General features: G+C 70.4%; 11 protein-coding genes, 1 tRNA gene, 1 other RNA gene, 1 pseudogene and 1 riboswitch. Of the genes and pseudogenes, 8 read left to right on the top strand and 6 right to left on the bottom strand.

Translation table 11 applies throughout. The annotated features are described in order from the left end of the window. Positions 1-16 precede the first annotated feature (16 nt). Together ABZ267_RS31035 and cobG are read right to left on the bottom strand one after the other, a co-directional pair. Positions 17-643, bottom strand: coding sequence for a precorrin-8X methylmutase (locus ABZ267_RS31035; protein WP_018513593.1), 627 nt, complete (start codon positions 641-643; stop codon positions 17-19). Positions 644-692: 49 nt separating this feature from the next. Beyond that, on the bottom strand, positions 693-1,976 hold the full coding sequence (gene cobG / locus ABZ267_RS31030) for a precorrin-3B synthase (RefSeq protein WP_356753810.1): 1,284 nt from the start codon (positions 1,974-1,976) through the stop codon (positions 693-695). Between the two features lie 328 nt (positions 1,977-2,304). Continuing rightward, positions 2,305-2,384, top strand: a riboswitch (cobalamin riboswitch). A gap of 93 nt (positions 2,385-2,477) precedes the next feature. Between cobG and cobN the strand changes: the two genes are divergently transcribed. Then, positions 2,478-6,083, top strand: coding sequence for a cobaltochelatase subunit CobN (cobN, locus tag ABZ267_RS31025; RefSeq protein ID WP_356753808.1), 3,606 nt, complete (start codon positions 2,478-2,480; stop codon positions 6,081-6,083). Positions 6,084-6,153: 70 nt separating this feature from the next. Further along, the gene (locus ABZ267_RS31020) at positions 6,154-7,290 is read left to right on the top strand and encodes a hypothetical protein (RefSeq protein ID WP_356753807.1); all 1,137 of its coding nucleotides are present in this window, start codon (positions 6,154-6,156) and stop codon (positions 7,288-7,290) included. Positions 7,291-7,358: 68 nt separating this feature from the next. On the opposite strand, the gene ABZ267_RS31015 is transcribed toward ABZ267_RS31020, so the two are convergent. Then, positions 7,359-9,122: a lysyl oxidase family protein gene (locus ABZ267_RS31015; RefSeq protein WP_356753805.1), complete on the bottom strand. Its 1,764-nt coding sequence runs from the start codon at positions 9,120-9,122 to the stop codon at positions 7,359-7,361. 203 nt (positions 9,123-9,325) lie between these two features. Next, positions 9,326-9,583 (bottom strand): hypothetical protein, encoded by a 258-nt coding sequence (locus ABZ267_RS31010; RefSeq protein ID WP_356753803.1) that lies wholly within the window; start codon positions 9,581-9,583, stop codon positions 9,326-9,328. A gap of 834 nt (positions 9,584-10,417) precedes the next feature. On the opposite strand from ABZ267_RS31010, the gene ABZ267_RS31005 reads away from it, so the two are divergent. The 3 genes and pseudogenes from ABZ267_RS31005 to ABZ267_RS30995 all read left to right on the top strand — a co-directional run. Next, positions 10,418-10,975, top strand: coding sequence for a toll/interleukin-1 receptor domain-containing protein (locus tag ABZ267_RS31005; protein WP_356753802.1), 558 nt, complete (start codon positions 10,418-10,420; stop codon positions 10,973-10,975). A 286-nt stretch (positions 10,976-11,261) separates the two neighbouring features. Further along, positions 11,262-12,266 carry an FAD-dependent oxidoreductase gene (locus tag ABZ267_RS31000; RefSeq protein WP_356753800.1) on the top strand — a complete coding sequence of 335 codons (1,005 nt, stop codon included), beginning with the start codon at positions 11,262-11,264 and terminating at the stop codon, positions 12,264-12,266. Next, positions 12,164-12,424: pseudogene (locus ABZ267_RS30995) on the top strand (DUF308 domain-containing protein); the annotation flags it as partial. The gene ABZ267_RS31000 and the pseudogene ABZ267_RS30995, both read left to right, overlap by 103 nt. 45 nt (positions 12,425-12,469) lie before the next feature. Here the strand turns inward: ABZ267_RS30995 and ABZ267_RS30990 are convergent. Further along, positions 12,470-13,969, bottom strand: coding sequence for a hypothetical protein (locus ABZ267_RS30990; protein ID WP_356753798.1), 1,500 nt, complete (start codon positions 13,967-13,969; stop codon positions 12,470-12,472). Positions 13,970-14,581: 612 nt separating this feature from the next. Then, a tRNA-Ser gene (locus ABZ267_RS30985) sits at positions 14,582-14,669 on the bottom strand. A 132-nt stretch (positions 14,670-14,801) separates the two neighbouring features. Here ABZ267_RS30985 and ffs point away from each other — a divergent pair. From ffs to purD, 3 genes are all read left to right on the top strand, one after another. Then, positions 14,802-14,896: signal recognition particle sRNA small type (gene ffs / locus ABZ267_RS30980), an RNA gene on the top strand. A 92-nt stretch (positions 14,897-14,988) separates the two neighbouring features. After that, positions 14,989-17,214 (top strand): DNA polymerase III subunit gamma and tau, encoded by a 2,226-nt coding sequence (locus ABZ267_RS30975; protein WP_356753796.1) that lies wholly within the window; start codon positions 14,989-14,991, stop codon positions 17,212-17,214. 159 nt (positions 17,215-17,373) lie between these two features. Next, positions 17,374-18,624 carry a phosphoribosylamine--glycine ligase gene (gene purD / locus ABZ267_RS30970; RefSeq protein WP_356753794.1) on the top strand — a complete coding sequence of 417 codons (1,251 nt, stop codon included), beginning with the start codon at positions 17,374-17,376 and terminating at the stop codon, positions 18,622-18,624. The last annotated feature ends 193 nt before the right edge of the window (positions 18,625-18,817 follow it).

The following is an 18,817-nucleotide window of genomic DNA, read 5'->3' as shown; positions in this document are numbered from 1 at the left end:
GTGCTTGGGGTGCTCACTACTCTTCCTCGCTGGCTATGGCGTTGATGGCGGCCGCCGCTATCGCGCTGCCGCCGCGCCTGCCGCGCACGATCAGGTGCTCCAGGCCCGACGCGTGCTCGGCCAGGGCCTCCTTGGACTCCATCGCGCCGACGAAGCCGACCGGGACGCCGATGACGGCGGCCGGGCGCGGTGCGCCTTCCTCGATCATCTCCAGCAGCCGGAACAGGGCCGTCGGCGCGTTGCCGACCGCGACCACCGCGCCTTCCATCCGGTCCCGCCACAGCTCCAGGGCCGCCGCGCTGCGGGTCGTGCCCATCTTCGCGGCCAGCTCGGGCACGGACGGGTCGGAGAGGGTGCACACCACGTCGTTGTTCGCGGGCAGCCGCTTGCGCGTGACTCCGCTGGCCACCATCGCCACATCGCAGAGGATCGGCGCTCCGGCGCGCAGAGCGGCGCGGGCGTCGGCCACGGCGTTCGGCGAGAAGGCGAGGTCCGTCACGAGGTCGACCATGCCGCACGCGTGGATCATCCGGACGGCGACCTGGCTGACGTCGGCGGGCAGCCCGGCCAGATCCGCCTCCGCGCGGATGGTGGCGAAGGACTGGCGGTAGATCGCCGGTCCGTCCTTCTCGTACTGGTGCACAGTGCTGTCGCTTTCTTCTGCCGTGAGCTGATCAAGGAAGGGTGTTACGTCAGAGGGCGCGGGCCTCGGCCACCGCCGCCGCCAGCCGCGCCGGGTCGTTCCGTACGGTCGTCCGGGCGTCCCGCCGCTCGCCCCGTACGTGCGAGATCCGGTGGCCGTCCGGTGTGGCGACGACGTCGATCCACTCGCCGTGCGGGTGGCCGCAGCGGCGTTCGCACCCGGACCAGTACACAGGTAGCCGGCCGGGCGCTCCGACAGCGGCCCCCGCTTCGGCCCGCACGTCGGAGAGCGACTTCGCGCAGCCGGGGCGGCCGATGCAGGCGCCTACGCCGGTCCACGGTGAGTCGGGTGCGGTGATCAGGCCGGCCTCGGAGAGCGTGCGGAGTGCGTCTGCCGCTTCGGCCCGGCCGCCGCCGAAAGGGATGACGACTCCGCGCCACGGCGTGAGCCGCAGTTCGCCGCCGTGGCGCCTGGCCGTGTCCGTGAGCAGCCGCCATTGAGCGGCGGTGAGGCGGCCCAGAGGTACGTCGACGCTCAGCGCGGCCGTGGAGCCGAACGGGCCGGCCGGGCCGGGCGCCTTCGCCGTACGTGGGCGGGTGCGGTGCTCGGACGGGCCGGCGACCGAGCCGATGGCTCTGACCAGCTCCGTCCGTACGTCGTCGGGCAGGTCCTTCACGCGCCAGGCCCCGGAGTCGGAGGCCGCGCGGAGGAACGCCTCGGCGGCCCGGAGCGCGGCGCGCGGGGCCTCGGCGGCCGGGATCCGGAACACCTCGTCCGCCGCGCCGATCCGCAGCAGAGCGTCCGAGCGGCCTTCGGCGATGACCGTCACGTCCGCTCCCAGCGCGTCCACATCGCCGTGGCCGCCGTCCAGCGCGAAGAGGAAGCGGCCGGAGAGCGCGGCGGTGGCGGGTGACGCGCAGACCAGGTGGTCCAGCTCGGTCAGCCAGGCCGCCAGCGACGGCGAACCGTCCAGGCCCGCCAGCGGCGAGGCCACGATGTTGCGGGCCCGCTCGTGCGCGGCGGACGGCAGGAGGCCGGCGTCCGTGAGCAGGTCCGCGAGCGCGCCGCCGCACTCCGTACCGAGGCCGCGCAGCTGTACGTTGCCGCGCGAGGTGAGATGCAGGTCACCGTCGCCGAACCGTTCGGCCGCCGCCAGGAGCGCGTCCGCCTGGTCCGCGCTGAGCACGCCGCCGGGCAGGCGTACGCGGGCCAGCGCGCCGTCGTCGGCCCGGTGCAGCCGCAGCGTTCCCGGGCAGGCGTCACCGCCGGCACGGGAGGAGGCGCCGCCCACGGAAAGGGGCGAGGGGGCGGAATCGGGCATGGCGGCGAGCATACCGACCGGGCCGCTCCCGGCGGCCGGGTCGCAGCTGTGACCTGCGGGACAGGGCCGATGCGGGCGGCGGGGCTTGTACCCTGCGCGACCTGCGGGACAGGGCCTGTCCCGTGGCCTGCGGCCGGCGATGCGGCCGGCAGGGGCTTGCACCTCGTGACCTGCGGGACGGACTCCACCACGTCCTGCCGGACAGCGCCCGCCGCGCACGCGGCCCACCCACCGAACAGTGATCACCACCGCACCCCTGCCCCCTGCCCCGCCTCCACCTCCGCCGCTTAGGATGCAGGCGGTGGTCCGTTCAGGCCGCCATCGCCAGACGGCGACAGGGGAGGAAGCCCGGTGAGATTCCGGCGCGGTCCCGCCACTGTGAGCCCGGCCGCCACCACCGGCCGGGCGAGTCAGGAACTCCCTTCTCCGAGTGCCCGGTCATCGCCGGGCCGACCGGGGAGACCCTCCGACACCGCCCGGGGCGTGGACACCCCGAGGAAGGCCTGACGCAGCATGATCCTGCTCCTGTCGACGTCCGACACCGACCTCCTGAGCGCCCGAGCCGCCGAGGGGCCGGTGAGTTACCGGTACGCCAACCCCTCCCGCGTCGACCTCGACGGCCTCCCGGAACTGCTGGAGGGCACCGACCTCGTCGTCGTACGCCTCCTCGGCGGCGTACGCGCGTGGCAGGAGGGGCTCGACGCGGTGCTGGCCACCGGGCGGCCGGTCGTCGTGCTGACCGGTGAGCAGGCTCCGGACGCGCAGCTGATGGCCGCCTCCACCGTGCCGATCGGGATAGCCGCCGAGGCGCACGCCTACCTCGCGCACGGCGGGCCCGCCAACCTGGAGCAGCTGGCCCGGTTCCTCTCCGACACCGTGCTGCTGACCGGCCACGGCTTCGAGCCGCCCGCTCCGGCCCCGGCGTGGGGCCCGCTGGAGCGGGAGGCCCGTGCGGTGGAAGCGGGTGCGCCGACGGTCGCCGTCCTCTACTACCGCGCCCACCACATGAGCGGGAACACGGCGTTCGTGGAGGCGCTGTGCACGGCGGTGGAGGACGCCGGCGCCCGGCCGCTTCCGCTGTACGTCGCGTCTCTCCGTACGCCGGAGAGCGAGCTGATCGACCAGCTCCGCGCCGCCGACGCCATCGTCACCACCGTCCTCGCGGCAGGCGGCACCAAGCCCGCCGAGGCCTCGGCCGGAGGCGACGACGAGTCGTGGGACGCGGGCGCGCTGACCCAGCTCGACGTGCCGATCCTCCAGGCGCTCTGCCTCACCAGCCCGCGCGCCGCGTGGGAGGAGAACGACGAGGGCGTCTCGCCGCTGGACGCCGCCACACAGATCGCGGTGCCGGAGTTCGACGGCCGCCTGATCACCGTGCCCTTCTCCTTCAAGGAGATCGACGAGGACGGGCTCCCGGCGTACGTCGCCGATGCCGAGCGCGCGGCCCGCGTCGCCGGGATCGCCGTACGGCACGCGAAGCTGCGGCACATCCCGAACGCGGAGAAGAGGATCGCGCTCGTGCTGTCCGCCTATCCGACCAAGCACTCGCGGATCGGCAACGCGGTCGGCCTGGACACGCCTGCCAGTGCCGTGGCGCTGCTGCGGCGGCTGCGCGCCGAGGGGTACGACTTCGGGCCCGAGGCGGACATACCGGGGCTGGTCTCCGGCGACGGTGACGAGTTGATCTACGCGCTGATCGAGGCCGGCGGCCATGACCAGGAGTGGCTGACCGAGGAGCAGCTGGCGAAGAACCCGGTCCGGATCCCGGCCGCCGACTACCGCCGCTGGTTCGCCACGCTCCCGGAGGAGCTGCGCCTGGCGGTGGAGCGGCACTGGGGCCCGGCGCCCGGCGAGATGTTCGTGGACCGGTCCGCCAACCCGGACGGCGACATCGTCCTCGCGGCTCTGCGGCGCGGCAACCTCCTCATCCTCATCCAGCCGCCGCGCGGCTTCGGCGAGAACCCGATCGCGATCTACCACGACCCCGATCTCCCGCCCTCCCACCACTACCTGGCCGCCTACCGCTGGATCGCCGCCTCCGCCGAGGACAACGGTTTCGGCGCGGACGCCATGATCCACCTCGGCAAGCACGGCAACCTGGAGTGGCTGCCGGGCAAGAACGCGGGTCTGTCGGCCGCGTGCGGTCCGGACGCGGCTCTCGGTGATCTGCCGCTGGTCTACCCGTTCCTCGTCAACGACCCGGGCGAAGGTACGCAGGCGAAGCGCCGCGTCCACGCCACGCTGATCGACCACCTGGTCCCGCCGATGGCCCGCGCCGACAGCTACGGCGACATCGCGCGCCTGGAGCAACTCCTGGACGAGCACGCGCAGATCGCCGCGATGGACCCGGCGAAGCTGCCTGCCATCCGCGCGCAGATCTGGACGCTCATCCAGGCCGCCAAGCTCGACCACGACCTCGGCCTGGAGGACCGGCCGGAGGACGAGGGCTTCGACGACTTCATCATGCATCTCGACGGCTGGCTCTGCGAGATCAAGGACGTCCAGATCCGCGACGGCCTGCATGTGCTCGGCAATCCGCCCGCCGGGAACGACCGGGTCAACCTGGTGCTCGCCGTGCTGCGCGCCCGGCAGATCTGGGGCGGTACGGCCTCGCTGCCGGGTCTCCGCGAGGCGCTCGGGCTCGACGAGTCGGCCGCGACCCGCACCGACGCGGACGCCGTCGAGGAGCAGGCGCGTGCGCTGGTCCAGGCGATGGACGACGCCGACTGGGACCCGGCGGCGGTGGCCGGTGTCGCGGAAGGCCTGCCGGAGGCGGTGGCCGACATCCTCACCTTCGCGGCGACCGAGGTGGTCCCGCGTATGGCGGCCACGACGGATGAACTCACGCACGCCGTCCACGCGTTGAACGGCGGCTTCGTGCCGGCCGGTCCGTCCGGTTCGCCACTGCGCGGCCTGGTCAACGTGCTGCCGACCGGCCGCAACTTCTACTCGGTCGACCCGAAGGCGGTCCCCTCCAAGCTGGCGTGGGAGACGGGCCAGGCCCTGGCGGACTCCTTGTTGACCCGCTACCGCACCGACAACGGCGACTGGCCCACCTCCGTCGGCCTCTCGCTCTGGGGCACCAGCGCGATGCGCACGGCGGGCGACGACATCGCGGAGGCGTTCGCGCTGCTCGGCATCCGGCCCGTCTGGGACGACGCCTCGCGCCGCGTGACGGGCCTGGAACCCATCGCGTACGCGGAGTTGGGCCGTCCGCGAATCGATGTGACGCTCCGCATCTCGGGCTTCTTCCGGGACGCCTTCCCGCACACGATCGGGCTGCTGGACGACGCCGTACGCCTGGCCGCCTCGCTCGACGAACCGGCCGAGCAGAACTACGTACGGGCCCACGCCCAGGCCGACTTGGCCGAGCACGGCGACGAACGCCGGGCCACCACAAGGATCTTCGGCTCGCGCCCCGGCACGTACGGCGCCGGCCTCCTCCAGCTCATCGACTCCCGCGACTGGCGCACCGACGCCGACCTCGCCGAGGTCTACACGGTCTGGGGCGGTTACGCCTACGGCCGCGAGCTCGACGGCCGTCCGGCCCGCGACGAGATGGAGACCGCGTACAAGCGCATCGAGGTCGCCGCCAAGAACACCGACACGCGCGAGCACGACATCGCGGACTCGGACGACTACTTCCAGTACCACGGCGGCATGGTCGCCACCGTGCGCGCGCTCAAGGGCAAGGCCCCGGAGGCGTACATCGGCGACTCCACGCGTCCCGAGACCGTCCGCACGCGCACGCTGGTCGAGGAGACCTCCCGCGTCTTCCGCGCCCGGGTCGTCAACCCGAAGTGGATCGAGGCGATGCGCCGCCACGGCTACAAGGGCGCGTTCGAGCTGGCGGCCACCGTCGACTACCTCTTCGGCTACGACGCCACGACCGGGGTCGTCGCCGACTGGATGTACGACAAGCTCACCGAGACGTACGTGCTCGACCCGGAGAACAAGCAGTTCCTCCAGGAGGCCAACCCCTGGGCTCTGCACGGCATCGCGGAGCGTCTGCTGGAGGCCGAGTCGCGCGGCATGTGGGCCAAGCCGGACCCGGCGGTGCTGGAGGCGCTGCGCCAGGTGTACCTGGAGACCGAGGGCAACCTGGAGGGCGAGGACTGAGGCCCGCTCCTCCCGTTCTTCTTCTCCCGTACCCTGCCCCGTTGTCCTTGCGACCGGCACAATCACGGTCATGGGGACGACGGGGCAGGGAACGGGTTCGGATGAGGTCAACAGGCTTTCCCGGGAGGCCCGTTCGGGAGTGAGGCGGCTCCTCGCCGGCCTCCGGCTCGCGGTCCTCTCCGGCGTGACGGGTGCGGCGGTCGCCGCTCTCGTGGTCGGCCTGATCCTCATGGACGTGCCGGTCATCGTCACCGGCGGCGGGCCCCTGGTCCTCCTCGTCGTTCTCGGTGCTCTCGGCGGGCGACGTCGCTCGGCGCGCGAGAAGCCGCCGGCCGGCCGGATCGCGCTGGCCCGGATCGAGGACCTGCGAGCGACGAGCGGCGAAATGGCCGACGTACCGGTCGAGTTCAGGCTCACCGTGGCACCGGAACCGGAGGACGACCGGCCGGCCTACCGCGTGAAGTTCACCCAGCACATCAACCTGGCCGACCTCCCCGCCTACCGGCCGCGCGGGATCGCGGTCGTGGAGTACCGCCCGGACGAGCCCTGGAACGTACACGTCATCACCCGGCCGACCCTGGAGTGGAGCCGCCGGGCCGAGGCGGCGGAGATCGACTCCGCGCCCGAGTCCACGCTGGTGAGCGATCCGGACGGAGGCGCCGGCGCGTGGTGCCTGGTGGCGCTGCTCGGGTTGCTGGCGGGTGCGGCGGTGGTGGTGCTGGTGTTCCGGAGTGACCTGTTCGCGTCGGAGGGTCCGGCGGAGCGCTCTTCCTCCTCTTCCTCCGCCTCCCGGACGTTCTCCACCTCCACCACCGTCTCCGGGCCGTCGTCCTCGCTGCTCACCTTCGGGCGGATGCGGGCGACCGCGATGGAGCTGGAGGCCCGCGTGGACACCCCATACGTCACCGCGCTCACCATCGAGGACCACCGCATGGCGGTCCGCGGCGACTCCACCAGCCCGCCCACCGAAACGGTCCACCTCCCGTCCCTCCCGTACGAACTCTTCCCCGGCCTGGTCCGTGAGGCCCGCACCACCCTCGGCGTACGCGAGGCCCAGAGCTGGCGCATCGACGTGACGCCGGGAGCGGGTGCGGGCGCCGGGCCCCGGGTCCGGGTCACGGTGAACGGCGCGGAGGGCACCGGCCACCTGGACGCGGACGCTACGGGGCGGGTTACGCACCGGCGGGCGGTGGGGGAGACCGGGTGATGCCGGCCCCGGGAGCGGAACCCGGGGCCGGCATCACGTGGAAGGTGCGGAAGGCGACAAACCGTGGATCAGTTGGCGTTCACCAGGTGGTGGGCCGGAACCTTCACCGTGCGGGCGCCCTTCTTCCCGCCGAGGACGACCTTCCGCAGGGCGCTGTTGTTCTTGTGGTTGGTCTCCTTCAGGCGGTTCTCCGGGTTGGCGAGGACCTGGATGTAATAGGTGCCGTTGGGCAGGTCGGTGATGTCGAAGGACTGGCCGGGCAGGTCCTGGGTGTAGGTGTCACCGGAGCCGATGTCGAGCACCTCGCGGACGGAGATGGAGTTCTCCTGGCCGCACGCGGTGGACAGATCGGTGTTCTCCGGGTGCCAGTTGGCGTTCTTGACCGTGTAGTCGACGGCGTCGGTGTTGGCGAGGCAGAAGGCCTCCTTGCCGCTGCGCACGGTCTCCTTCCGGTCGGCCTTCAGCAGCCGGTAGCTGGCGAAGTCCGTGAAGTGCCAGTGCTCGTGACCGGGGCGCGGGTCCCACTCCATGGTGCCGGTCGGCGTGTAGCCGACCTGCTTGCCCTTGGCGTCGTAGAAGTACTGGTAGGCGTCCATCAGCTCCTTGCCCGGCGAGCGGAACCCGTCGACGACGAGCTTGGCCGGCCCGGCGTTCCACACGTTGGCGCTGAAGGCGAGGTAGTCCTTGCCGGGCACGTCCTCGTAACCGTCGCTGACGGTGATGCCGTACGCGGGCAGCGAGCGCAGGTCGGGCTTGGGCACGTCGGGCACGGTCGCCTTGCCGGTGGGCCGCTTGGCATTGGGCTGCACGGCGGGAGCCCGCCGCGACCCGTCGGTCTGCCCGGCGCGGTCACCGACGCGGGTGGCGGAGAAGCCTTGACGCTCGGAGGCTTGCTTCTTGAGCGCCCAGGGGAGGGCGGGGGGCGCCGGCGGGTAGGGCCCGTGACCGACGTTGAACGTGGACCCGGCACCGGTCGTCGCGGCGGCGGGGGCGTCGGTACGGGCGGGGGCGCCGTGTCCGGCGTGGGCGGAGGGGGCGGGTGCGTGTCCGGCATGACCGGCGTGCGGGGAGCTGGAGGCGACCTTGGCGGCACCACCACCGGCACCACCTTCCTCCTCCTCCCAACTACGCTCCCGCACAGTGAGCTTGATGCTCTGCGGCTTGTCCGCGATCCCGAAGAGGTCGCGGTACTTCTTGGTCACGGAGACCTTGGCGGTGTACTTCCCGGCGGCCAGCTGGACCGGCGCGGAGTAGTACCCGGCATAGGTGTTGGCCGCCCATCCGTTCTCCACGCCCCAGACGGAGCCGAGGGTGAAGGGATTGACGGGACAGCTCTGCGGATACTTCGACTTGGCGGGAGCGTCGGGCCGCACCCGCCCGGAGGCGTTGTTGGGACAGAAGGGCTCGGTCTTCTTCAGCACCGACTTCCCGGCCGCGTCGACGACGCTGACCTGCAGAAAGCCGGGCAGCCCGGCGAAGTCCTTCACCAGCCCCGCGGGAAGCGCCTTCGTGGTGGTCTTCTTCCCGTTCCGGATGATCTGCGAGGCGACGACCGGATCCTTGTAGGACTTACGGGTCACCTTGAGCTCGAAGGCTCCGTTCTCGGAGGTGAGGTAGGTCCCGAGGTCGAGATAAACCCCGGGATCGTCCTTCCACGAGTCGAGCGTCACCGACTTGGAGGCGGCGATCAGGCTGAGCTTCGGCCCCGGCTGCGCGGTCTTCGCATCAGGCGCGGCGGCGACGACTCCCGCCGTCACGGCGACGGCCGCGGCGACGGCGATGGAGGGGCGGGTGAGGCGGTTGGTGCGGCCCTGCTGGGATCTGGTCATCATTCCTCGTACTTCCGGCTTTTCCGAGTGCGTGACGGACACGGACGAACAGCACGGCCCTCAACTACCCTGTGGCGACGCTGTGTCCGCCCTGTGAGAGGCGGGCTGAGGTGGATCGGGTTGCCTCGTGTCTCCCGAGTGGCCCAGGATTGTCCGAAAAGAGTTGTCCGCCGGGCGGCTGTGGTTCACGCCCGCTGCCTTGACGGCTACCCGTACAAGCCACGCACCGTGTAGAGGAGCGCCGCATCCAGGTCCGCCGTGGCGAGGCCGAGCGTGCGCCGGGTCTCGGCGGAGTCGAGGATGTGCGGGTGCTCGGCGGCGTACAGCATCTCGAGCAACTCGCTCAGCACCGGAGTGGTCACTGCCGAGTCGTCCTCACCTCGCGCGTACCGGGAGCGGGCCCGGCAGAGTGCCTGGGCCGGGTGGTGGGCGTATCGGAGAGAGGCGGTGGTCGGCGACGCCATGAACTGGACAGAGCCCACCACCTCCCATTCGCGCTTACCTCAGTGCTGCGAGGAATGTGAATATGGCCAGCGCCAACTGGGCAATTATGCAGTACCGGAATGTGCTGATTGCGGACCTCAAGTGGCGGTGGCGTTGTGCGTGCTGCAATATGTCCGTCCAGAGTTCCGATACTGCATGTCCGAGGATGGACTCCAGGCTGAGTTCCGTCACCTTCCGGGCGAAGTCGCTGTGTCCGTCGACGGACTTGAGAGTGTCGCCCCAGTTGAATAGGAATCTTGCGGGTATCTCCGACGGATGAAGAGCGCGAGTCGTCTTGCGTGCGGCGATCGCGTTGATGCACCCCCAGAGGCTTCGCATGGTTAATGAGAGCGCTAGGATTGCCAGGGCTGCGAATAGGGATTCGATCAAAATGCTTCGGCCCCGCGCGTTGGACTGCAAATGGTAGTTGATAAGAATCAGAGAGCCGGTGGTCAAAATGGCATTGGCGCTGAGTAAAATTGATGCCCGAAGTGACGTGGATGAACGAAGGCGATCGTATCTGTCGATGTGCCATTTTGTCATTTCCAGCATGTCGGACTTCGGTACCGGAGACCCTGAAGCCTGTTCGAGGGTAGGCGGTTTGGAGTTTTTCAATCCCTGCTTTGACCGGCGTCCTGTCGACGGGATTTCCGTCACTTTATTTTCCCTTCGCTGCCGTGGGGGCCGAGCGTCCAAAGGTTTAGGCTCCATCGGCGCCTCTGATGTCATCGATCATTTAGCCTAGGGGGCCGCGGCGGAGTAAATGCGAACGTCGTGAAACTTCGGGAGTCACATTGGTGGTCAAGGGGTGCTAAATGGATCAAATATTCATCAACTACCGTAGAGAGGGAGGCGCATATGCTGCGGCCCTCCTCGACGAGTTACTGTCGGCGCGATTCGGAGAAAATAAAGTATTTCGGGCATCGAGGTCGATATTGTTAGGTTCTGATTTTGCGCGCTCGATCCTGAATGCCGTAGAGGGCTGCAGTGTGATGCTCGTGATCGTGGATGCTGGGTGGTTGGATAAATTTGACGTTGCAGAAAGTGACTCCTTGCCTATTCGTGACTGGGTTCTCAGGGAAATTGAAGAAGCGTTCAAGCTTGATCGGACGGTTATTCCCGTGCTGTTGTCGGGGGTCGATCGTTTGCGCGCTCCGGACCTTCCGGAAACATTGAAAGGGCTAGCCGGTCTGCAATACCTCAGATTCGACTACCGCAATATTCGGCAGGACTCTGATTACATGATTGAGCAGTTGGTCCGAGTGTGTCCGGGTGTCGCGACGCTGCAAGATCCTGGCTGCCAGATATCCGTTCGGTTCCGCTGGTTCCGGTGTTTCTTGAGGTCCCTCAACCGGGTGCATTGCGATAAATGAAATGTCAGCGTTCGGTCAGCCGAAAGTTGCAGAAGATCTCCCCCGTGGATCTTTCATGCCTGTAGTTGGTGTGGTCGAATTTGAACCAAGCAAGTTGCTGCTGTTATTCGTCGGGACCCATTTCCCTCCAACTCGGCGGGCAGCGGCAAGAGCATCAGCGCCGCGGGCATCCAGGAAACCGGCCCTGTCATCGCCCGCTGTCTATTCGCATCCGGTTCACTTGCCACCGCCGGTCAATCGATGGAGAAACGCTTCGGGTGCGGCGCCCAGGTGGTGAAATACGCCCATGGCCGATACCGCGTCCCGCACCGGGGTGCCCGCCGCCCACGACACCGACCTGATCGTCATCGGCGGCGGCCCGGCCGGCTGCGCCGCCGCTCGCACAGCCGCGAGCGTGGGCCTGCGCTCGGTCCTGATCGAGCCGGACACTCTGTGCCGCAACCTCCACCGCATCCCGGCCCTGAACAACGTCCTCGGCGGCCACACCAGCGGTCCCGCGTTGGCCGACGCCATTACCGCGGAGCTGAAGAGCACTCAGCTGTGCCGCCTGGAACCAGGCCGCCGCGTCGTCCAACTCCATTCCGCCGACGACCAGGTCACCGTCACCCTGGACACCGGTACGCGCCTGACGGCCCCGTACGCGGTCGTCGCCACCGGCGTCGGCCCCCTCCAGCCCGGCGACGTCCCCTGGATTACCGCCCCCGGCGGCCTCACCCTGTCCCCGCTCTGGCAGGCCGGCCCGGCCGACGCCGAAGGCCGTACGCTCCTCGTCCTCGGCGGCGACCGCCCGATCGGCACCTTCCTCCGCGCCCACCCGGTCACCGGAACCCGCCTGCTCGTGGCGTACCCGGAGACGGACACGTACAAGACCGAGGAGATCCGTGACGATCCGCGCGTCACGCTCCTGCCCGTCGGGCATCTGACGCTGTACGCCTCCGAAGGAGGCACGGTGACCGCGGACGTACGGAACCGGAGCGGCGAACGGCACACGGTCACGGCAGACATGACCTACCTCAGCATCGGCAGCGCACCCGCCGCCCCGGCGGGCGACCTGGTCCGGGACGCCGACGGCTACTGTCCGCCGGACCGCCAGCACCCGCGCATCATCGTGGCCGGCGATCTCCGCTCCGCCCGCTACCAGCGCATCATGACGGCCATGGGCTCCGGCAGCGAGGCGGCGCTGCGCGCCTACTACGCGGCGCGGTCTGGGGCGTCTGGGCCGTCACCGCGGGCGTCGTCCAGCTCGTCATCGGCGCCGCCCGACGCCACCTCGGCGGCCAGTGGCCCATGATCGCGAGCGGAGCCATCTCCACGCTCGCCGGCGCCTCGTTCTTCGCCCAGGCGGGCGCGGACGACGCCTCGCTGACCAACCTGGCCGGCTACGCCTTCCTCGGCGGCGTCTTCTTCCTCGTCTCCGCGCTCCGCCTGGGGAGGGCCCGCGGGATGTGAGGCACCGCCACGGCCGAGTCCGCCGATGCCAAGGGAGGCCGGGGATCAGACATCGGCAGGGTCTGACGCCTCATTCCGGCCGCTCGGTTCCTCTGCGCCATGGTGCTGGGCGGGGATCTCCACGGGATGGGTGCAGCGCCATACGGCGTCCATGCCGGTCTCGGGGTGGACGGTCTCCTTGAGGCCCTGGTGGTCGCACTGGGTGCACGCGTCGATGACGTCGCGGTTGTACACCCAGCGGATCTCGGCGTGCAGCCGCCGGAAGCAGGTGAGCGCCAGCGGTGATGCGTGCCAACGCGGGGCTTCGTACTCGGGGATGGAATGGTGCAGCTCGATCGCCTTGTCGATCTTGCCGTTGAGGCTGGTCACCGAGGCGGACGCCGCCTCCGGTGGCCCCATCCGAGGATTGCGCTCCTTCCACGCCGCGGCGGAGTCGGCCGCTCGCCAGGCGAAGCAGATCATCTGACCGGAGGTGTATCCGTGAGCGAGGCCCTTGCGGATCACGTCGGCGAGTTCCTCGCGCCGCGCTTCGGGCACCGCGGGATAGCCGTACTTCTTGGTGAGCAGGTTGTCGAGGTAGCCGGAGATGTCGATCACCTCCAGCCGGTCCACCAGCGCGGTGAAGGCCTCACGCGCCTCAGCTGCCTGAGGACCGGGCTGAGTCCGGAGGTCATCCGCGATCTTCCTGACGCGCTCCTGTGCGGCGGTCAGGCCACCGACCACCCGCCACGCGACTTCGGTGGAGACGAAGGAGATGCCGTCGCCGTCCTGGGAGAGAGTGAACGCCTGCTGCGGACTCTCCGGCGCGAGGGCAAGCAGCTGCGCGTCGTAGAGGTCCGACAAGAGCTCTCTGTCCTGCTCGGCATCACCTGTCCAACCCAGGGGGCCGACACTTGTGAGGCTGGGAAGTGTCTTGCCGACATTACGTGTGGCGTAGCTGATCAACGCCACGTAGAGGGCAAGGGCCAGAGGGCTGTCCTTCGGGAGAGGGTCGGCCGGCTCGGCCTTTCTCTCTTCGTCCGCAAGGGCGTGAGCAATCAGACGCTGGAGCCTTTCCGCCTGCTGCCGCTCACGTTCCCGCTCGACGCGCTTCTGTTCGGCGGCGCGTTGTTGCCGCTCGGTCTCCTCCTGCTGCCGGATTTTCGTGCACTCTCCGCAGAAGTACGCGGGAGCCTCCACGTCGAGGTTCTTCCCGCCGACCTTGTTGGCCCAGGACCGGTTGGTGACGGCGATCGGTTCGGAGCAGTTCGCGCACGGGCAGTTGAGGAGCGTGGCGTACGAGTGCGCAGCGGCCACCGCGCCGATGTCGCCGGCCACGCCGATGCTGCCGACGGTCCGGGCCCAGGTTCCGTCGTCCTTGATTTCCCAGTAGAGGGCGCTGACTCTCCGGGCATCCTCCGGAGCATCGTGCTTGATCACGATGCGGAGACGTGGAGCGGCCAAGGGAAACTCGCGAACAATCGGCTGGGGAGTGGCCACTCGCCGTTGTTGTGACGGGTTCTTCCTGCCTTGTTCCCGCTTGCGGCGGCGTTCGCGCTTACCCATGCGTCTGTCCCTGGCTCATGTGTGGATGGTGATGCAACTCCGGATCGGGAGGGCGGTTTTCTGACAATTTCGACGACTTCGGGAGCGCGGAGGAACGTGCACTCGGCGGCGCTCTGTTGGCGCACCACGACAACCGAGTGCTTGTCGGAGTCGGGCGGGAAGTCGCCCTGGATGTTCATCCGCCGAGGGCGCTCAGGCGGCAAGGAGACGGTGATCCGCAGCGGATACCGGAACCTCGAGGTCTGGCGGTGCGTGCCGAGCAGCGAGCGCCACTGCCTCGTCAGCGAGGGGCCGGCCACTGTGGCGCGAACCACGCGGACTGTTCGTACCGGCGCTGTGCCTCCCGGAGAGAAAGCCGGTCCTCATCGAGGACCCGACGGATCACTCCGGTCGAACGAACGGTGGCCTCCGCGGCGCTGGGCTGTCCGCCCTGGGAACTCGGCCTGTGCGCCGCCCGCAGCCAGACGATGCGCCGGTACGGGCCGAACGCGGCCGTGTACGGCAGCGTCTGCCGGGCCACCCTCAACGGGCGGTAGGCGACGGCAACCGCCAACGTCGAAGGCCCCCGCAGCGAGCTGCGGGGGCCTTCGACGTATTGCCCGGTGAGAGCAATGGCGGAGGATACGAGATTCGAACTCGTGAGGGGTTGCCCCCAACACGCTTTCCAAGCGTGCGCCCTAGGCCACTAGGCGAATCCTCCGCCGCAAACAATACAAGACGTTGGAGGGTGCTCGCGAACACGTTCGCCGAAGATCGTCCGGAGAGGACCTGCGCGTCGTTCGACGGGGCGGGCGGGTGGACCGGAGGGGGTGGGGATCCGCTAAGGTGGGCGTCAGCCCCTCACGTGGCGCTATCTGACTGAACTCCCCCAGGGCCGGAAGGCAGCAAGGGTAGGTTGGCTCTGGCGGGTGCGTGGGGGGCCCTTTGCGTTGCGTGGGCCCGTGGATTTGCCGGGCTCCGGAGCCTGCGTGCGGGCCGTGTGGGATTGGTTGTCAGTGCGCCCCGATAACCTCGTAGATGTGTCGTCCCTTGCGCTGTACCGCCGCTACCGCCCCGAGTCGTTCGCCGAGGTCATCGGTCAGGAGCATGTCACTGACCCGCTCCAGCAGGCCCTGCGGAACAACCGGGTCAATCACGCGTACCTGTTCAGCGGGCCGCGTGGCTGTGGAAAGACGACCAGTGCGCGCATCCTCGCCCGCTGTCTGAACTGCGAGCAGGGGCCCACGCCGACCCCGTGCGGGGAGTGCCAGTCGTGCAAGGACCTCGCGCGCAACGGGCCGGGGTCCATCGATGTCATCGAGATCGACGCCGCCTCGCACGGTGGTGTGGACGATGCCCGTGATCTGCGCGAGAAGGCGTTCTTCGGGCCCGCCTCCAGTCGTTACAAGATCTACATCATCGACGAGGCCCACATGGTCACCCCGGCCGGGTTCAACGCCCTGCTGAAGGTGGTCGAGGAGCCGCCGGAGCACCTCAAGTTCATCTTCGCGACCACGGAGCCCGAGAAGGTCATCGGGACGATCCGGTCGCGTACGCACCACTATCCGTTCCGGCTCGTTCCGCCCGGGACCCTGCGCAGCTATCTCGCCGAGGTGTGCGGGCGGGAGAACAGCCCGGTCGAGGACGGCGTCCTGCCGCTCGTCGTGCGGGCCGGCGCCGGGTCCGTGCGTGACTCCATGTCCGTCATGGACCAGCTGCTGGCCGGTGCGGCCGACGACGGTGTGACGTATGCCATGGCCACCTCGCTCCTCGGCTACACGGACGGCTCGCTGCTCGACTCGATCATCGACGCCTTCGCCGCCGGTGACGGTGCCGCCGCCTTCGAGGTCGTGGACCGGGTCATCGAGGGCGGCAACGATCCCCGGCGGTTCGTGGCCGATCTGCTGGAACGGCTCCGCGATCTGGTGATCCTCGCGGCCGTGCCCGACGCCGGCGAGAAGGGGCTCATCGACGCTCCCGCCGACGTCGTCGAGCGTATGCAGGCCCAGGCCTCCGTCTTCGGTGCCGCCGAGCTCAGCCGCGCCGCCGACCTGGTCAACGACGGGCTCACCGAGATGCGCGGCGCCACCTCGCCGCGCCTCCAGGTGGAGCTGATCTGCGCCCGGGTCCTGCTCCCGGCCGCCTTCGACGACGAGCGGTCGATGCAGGCCCGGCTCGACCGGCTGGAGCGCGGTGCGTCCGCCGCCGCTGCCGCCTCGTTCGCGGCGCCGCCCGCCACCACGATGCCGATGGGGTACGTCCCCGGGCCCGACGCCCACGTTCCGCAGGCCGCACCCGTGGCCCCCGCCGGTCCGGACGCCGCCCGTGTCGACGTACGAGGCGAGGCACCGGCCCCCGCGCCCGCCGCCTACGCACCACCTGCCGCCCCTGAACCCGCCGCCCCGCAGCCCGCCGCCGAGGCCCCTGCCCAGCGGCCCGGGTCCTGGCCCACCGCCGCCGGTGGAGAGCAGGCCCGGCGCCCCGGCGGCTGGCCCACCGCGTCCGCCCCCGGCAGCGGCCCCGCCACCCCGCCCCCCGCCGCACCGGCCGCACCCGCCCCGGCGGCTCCCTCCGCCCCCGCCGCCCCGCAGCCGGGCGGCCAAGGCATGGCCCAGGGCGCCGGGCAGGTCCAGAGCATGTGGCCCGACATCCTGGAGGCGGTCAAGAACAAGCGCCGCTTCACCTGGATCCTGCTCAGCCAGAACGCCCAGGTGACCGGGTTCGACGGGACCACCCTCCGGATCGGCTTCATCAACGTTGGCGCCCGGGACAACTTCACCAGTAGCGGCAGTGAGGAAGTCCTCAAGCAGGCGCTCGCCGAGCGGTTCAACGCCCAGTGGCGGGTCGAAGCGGTCGTCGACGCCTCCGGCGGCGCGGCCCCTCCGCCCTCCGGCCGCCCGGCCCCGCAGTACACGCCCGCACCGGCGCCCCCGCCCTCCGCCCCGACCCCGACGGCGTACGAAGGCACCCCGGCACACGCCCCCCAGCAGCACCAGCCCCAGCAGCCCGCCGCCTCGTCCTCGCCGCAGCAACAGCAGCCGCCGCAGCAGCACCAGCAGACCTCCCACACCCGGGGCGCCGCCCCCTCCGCCCCCGAGCCCTCCCACGGCGGGTACGCCTCCGAGCCGCCGCGCTCCGTCGCACCCGAGGACGACACCGCGGAGGCCGACGATCCGGATCTCGTCGACTCCGCCCTCTCCGGCCACGAGCTGATCGTCCGCGAGCTGGGCGCGACCGTGGTGGAGGAGTTCACCAACGAGCAGTAGCCCCTGAGCGGGCGGGCCGGCCGTCCACGGGCCGACGGCCACCGGCGGCAAGGCCGCAACGAGCAGTGAGGCGGCGACCCGGCTTCTCCGTGCGGGCGAGGCCGTCCACGGACCGGCGGCCGTCCGGGCCCGTCGCCACCGGCGGCTAGGCTGCACCCCGTGAAGGTCCTCGTCATCGGCGGCGGCGCCCGCGAACACGCCCTGTGCCGCTCTCTGTCCCTCGACCCCGATGTCACCGCTCTGTACTGCGCCCCCGGCAACGCCGGCATCGCAGAGGTGGCCGAACTGCACCCGGTCGACGCGCTCGACGGTGACGCCGTCGCGCGCCTCGCGGCCGAACTGGGCGCCGAGCTGGTGGTCGTCGGCCCGGAGGCGCCGCTCGTCGCCGGGGTCGCCGACGCCGTGCGCGCGGCCGGCATCCCGTGCTTCGGCCCCTCCGGCGAAGCCGCGCAGCTGGAAGGCTCCAAGGCGTTCGCCAAGGACGTCATGGCCGGCGCCGGTGTCCCCACCGCCCGCAGCTACGTCTGCACCACGCCCGCGGAGATCGACGAGGCCCTCGACGCCTTCGGTGCTCCGTACGTCGTCAAGGACGACGGCCTCGCGGCCGGCAAGGGCGTCGTGGTCACCGACGACCTCGCCGCCGCCCGCGACCACGCCCTCTCCTGCGACCGCGTGGTCATCGAGGAGTTCCTCGACGGCCCCGAGGTCAGCCTCTTCGCCATCACCGACGGCACCACCGTGCTGCCGCTCCAGCCCGCCCAGGACTTCAAGCGCGCGCTCGACGGCGACGAGGGCCCGAACACCGGCGGCATGGGCGCCTACTCGCCGCTCCCGTGGGCCGACCCCAAGCTGGTCGACGAGGTTCTCGAAACCGTCCTCCAGCCGACCGTCGACGAGCTCCGCCGCCGGGGCACGCCCTTCTCCGGACTGCTCTACGCGGGCCTCGCGATCACCTCGCGCGGCGTGCGGGTCATCGAGTTCAACGCCCGCTTCGGCGACCCGGAGACCCAGGTCGTCCTGGCCCGCCTCCGTACGCCGCTCGCCGGTGTCCTGCTCGCCTCCGCCAACGGCACCCTGGACGTCCTCCCGCCGCTCACGTGGCGCGACGAGGCCGCCGTCACCGTCGTGATCGCCTCGCACAACTACCCGGACACCCCGCGCACCGGCGACCCGATCGACGGGCTCGCGGAGGTCGCGGCGCAGGATGCGCCGGATGCGTACGTCCTGCACGCCGGGACCCGCGCCGAAGGCGGCGCGGTCGTGAGCGCGGGCGGCCGGGTCCTCTCGGTGACCGCGACCGGCAAGGACCTCGCGGCGGCCCGTGAGCGCGCCTACACCGCGCTCGGCCGCATCCGCCTCGACGGCTCCCAGCACCGGACGGACATCGCTCTGAAGGCCGCCGGAGGCTGATCCGCCGGTCCTCACGCTCCACCCGGCCCCTCGCGCAGCCCTCGAACGCCACCGGCGTACGCGGGGCAGGCGCGGGGGGCCGTCCCGTGCGGGGGCACGGAGACGGAGCCCTGCCCTATGGACGAGGACACGTCAGCAGCTTTGCCCAAAGCCATTCCATCGGGTGACGACTGGGCCAGACGGATGACGCCCG

The organism is Streptomyces sp. NPDC006174 (genome assembly GCF_040614075.1).
GTDB lineage: Bacteria > Actinomycetota > Actinomycetes > Streptomycetales > Streptomycetaceae > Streptomyces.
The sequence above is the reverse complement of the archived record's forward strand: the minus strand, read 5'-3'. Positions and strand labels throughout refer to the sequence as shown.

What these genes read in the sequence shown, in the direction of transcription:
- cobG (WP_356753810.1), bottom strand. Translation starts at nt 1,976, where the DNA reads ATGCTCGCCGCCATGCCCGATTCCGCCCCCTCGCCCCTTTCCGTGGGC.
- cobN (WP_356753808.1), top strand. Translation starts at nt 2,478, where the DNA reads ATGATCCTGCTCCTGTCGACGTCCGACACCGACCTCCTGAGCGCCCGA.
- ABZ267_RS31020 (WP_356753807.1), top strand. Translation starts at nt 6,154, where the DNA reads ATGGGGACGACGGGGCAGGGAACGGGTTCGGATGAGGTCAACAGGCTT.
- ABZ267_RS31015 (WP_356753805.1), bottom strand. Translation starts at nt 9,122, where the DNA reads ATGATGACCAGATCCCAGCAGGGCCGCACCAACCGCCTCACCCGCCCC.
- ABZ267_RS31010 (WP_356753803.1), bottom strand. Translation starts at nt 9,583, where the DNA reads ATGGCGTCGCCGACCACCGCCTCTCTCCGATACGCCCACCACCCGGCC.
- ABZ267_RS31005 (WP_356753802.1), top strand. Translation starts at nt 10,418, where the DNA reads ATGGATCAAATATTCATCAACTACCGTAGAGAGGGAGGCGCATATGCT.
- ABZ267_RS31000 (WP_356753800.1), top strand. Translation starts at nt 11,262, where the DNA reads ATGGCCGATACCGCGTCCCGCACCGGGGTGCCCGCCGCCCACGACACC.
- ABZ267_RS30990 (WP_356753798.1), bottom strand. Translation starts at nt 13,969, where the DNA reads ATGGGTAAGCGCGAACGCCGCCGCAAGCGGGAACAAGGCAGGAAGAAC.